The 2,588-nt window shown below is 36.1% G+C and carries 3 protein-coding genes; all 3 read left to right on the top strand.

The features are described from left to right. Positions 1 to 110 (top strand): hypothetical protein (locus NL42_RS19415; protein WP_461313989.1); only part of this gene is annotated, 110 nt, incomplete at its 5' end. Next, positions 101 to 1,129, top strand: coding sequence for a Csu type fimbrial protein (locus NL42_RS19410; RefSeq protein WP_461313988.1), 1,029 nt, complete (start codon positions 101 to 103; stop codon positions 1,127 to 1,129). The genes NL42_RS19415 and NL42_RS19410, both read left to right, overlap by 10 nt. Before the next feature lie 461 nt (positions 1,130 to 1,590). Next, on the top strand, positions 1,591 to 2,588 hold a 998-nt coding region (locus NL42_RS19405), incomplete at its 3' end, for an MFS transporter (RefSeq protein ID WP_461313987.1).

Genomic DNA, 2,588 nt, shown 5'->3' with positions numbered 1-2,588 from the left:
AAAACAAGCTTGAAGTCGATCTTCTGGATCATGGCTCATGCCAAGTTAATTTTGCGTATGAAAATAAGCAATACAGTGCTAAAAAATTGGGGCCTTATGTATGTCGATAACTACTGCGAGTCATAGTTTTTGGATGAAAAGTGAAAAGTTTTCATTGGCCATAAAGTATCTTTTAGCACCCGTCTTATTTTTTATATTATATGCTTTTTTTAGCTCTGCACATGCTGCTTGTACGGTAACTGGAACCACTAATAGTACGTATACCTATACGGCTGCCACCATTAATAGTGATGCAAACATCAGCTTTTCCGGCACGATTAGCTGTCTAGGGGGGCGTACTACTCCTGAAATTTCACCTTATATGTGTATGAAAACCGTATTCACGGGAATTACAAACACCAATAGCAGTGTTTCATTACCTTATACAGTCACTGCAACTGTAGGTGGCGCTGGCTCTTCTACTACGAATCACACCTCGAACGTTTGGTATGGACCAGTAAAAACGGTTGCTTCAAATAATATTGTGAGTTACTCGGTCAATGTAAAAGTCCCAGCCCGAACAGGATCTCTTCTTGCATATCCTAAAGGCACATATACGGGTACTGTTCAGCTTTTTTGGGACATGCAAGCGAGCTCTAGCACTGTATGTGAAGGAAATAGTGGTGGAGGCTGGGATTCTGGAAATGCCACCATAACTGCTAATTATGTTGTACCAAGTTTGTGCCAATTGGATTCAACATCAAATGTAGATTTTGGCAATATTAATGATATTGGTACGACTAGTCGTGATTACACAGCGCAAGGTGCAGTGAACACGACGTGTAACAATGGAACCTCATATAGCATTTACTTGGGTGATGGAATTAACCGTATTGCTGGTGGCTTTAGACGTATGACAAATGGTAGTAGTCAATACATTCCTTATCAGCTATATCAGGACTCGACTTATAGTACGGTATGGGACACTACTGGTGGTGTAGCCGCAGTTGGAGGTTCTGGGGGTGTTTCCAAAACAGGTTCGGGTAACGCTCAAAGTACAAACGTGTATGGAAAAATTCCGCAGGGTACAACTATTTCAACGACTCCTGGTAACTACTCCGATACGATAGTTGTTACAGTCACTTATTAATGATCTGTTGGAGTTTGATATTTAAGCTAAGCTTGATTTGAATATTCAGCTCTAAAAAGTGATATCTAGAAATTTGATTTTTAATTGTTCTAACTTGAAGATGGTATAAAAGCTTTTAAAAAATAGATAGATGTAAAAATTAATCAACGGTAATGTTGTTTTAGAATAAGCAAAAACAGAAAAAGACAAATTAAAAAAATAAGAAAAAACATCTGATGAATAAATACCTTATGAATATTAAATGTATTTTTACACAAGTTAACATATTGTACAAATTAAATTACAGTTCTCTTAGCTTTATTTAATCTTTCTTATCAATAAAAAAGCTTTTAGAGGAAAGTTGGTTATTAATAAATTAGTTATTTGTATGGGGAAGCAAAGTGTTAAAATTGTGGTGTTGGGATGTTTTGATATATAGCTATCTCGAATTTTAACCTATTGAAAATACTAAGGTTTATAACTTGTTCCAACCACTTACAATCCAAACTAGACTCGGCGGATTCTACTTCTTTTATTATTCCATTGTTGGCACGTTTATGCCTTATTGGAATTTATACCTTCAAGATCAAGGATTTAATTATCAGGAAATTGGTGTTTTATCATCAATTGCTATTGTAACGCGTTTTTTTGCTCCTTTAGTTTGGGGATGGATTGCGGATAAATCTGGTAAGCGAATGCTACTAGTAAGATTGGCAACTTGGATGGAATCATGTATCTGGTTGGCTATTTTCATAGTTCCAAATACGTTTCAATCTATTGCTTTACTCATGCTTATTTTTAGTTTCTTTCAAAATGCTATTTTAGCTCAATTTGAAGGGGTTACTTTATTTTGGTTGGGTGATCAAAAAGCTAAACTTTACGGTAAAATTCGTAAGTGGGGATCTGTTGGATTCATTGTGGGTGTCTTCATTATTGGTGCACTTCTAGAAATAGTACCTATTTCGATGCTTCCGATTTTATTATTAATTATTGCTTCATTGGCATTTATTTGGTCTTTCACCATTCGAGAACCGGATGGCGCACCAACCTCACAAAAACATTTAGAGCCTTTGCTTCCTGTACTTAAACGCCCGACAGTAGCTGCATTTTTTACAATTGAATTTATTTTACTTTTTTCGCATGCGCCTTTTTATAGTTTTTATAGCAATTTTCTGAAATCTTTGAATTTTAGTACGACTGAAATTGGATTCTTATGGGCTGTGGGAGTTTTTGCAGAAATTTTTATGTTTTCAATTGCTCCAAAGATTTTTCAACGTTTTTCATGGCGTAATTTAGTCGTTGTGTGCTTGCTAGTGACGAGCATACGTTGGATGTTAGTTGGAATATTTTCACATTACTTTATTGGCCAACTTTTTGCGCAGTGTTTGCATGCTTTTAGTTTTGGCCTATTTCACTTAATCGCGATGCGAGTTATTTTTCAAAATTTCTCTGCTGGACAGCAAGGGCGTGGACAAGCTCT

The sequence above is a fragment of the Acinetobacter sp. GN11 genome, from assembly GCF_054823985.1.
Note: the sequence above shows the minus strand (reverse complement) of the source record. Positions and strands in the feature narration are given on the sequence as shown.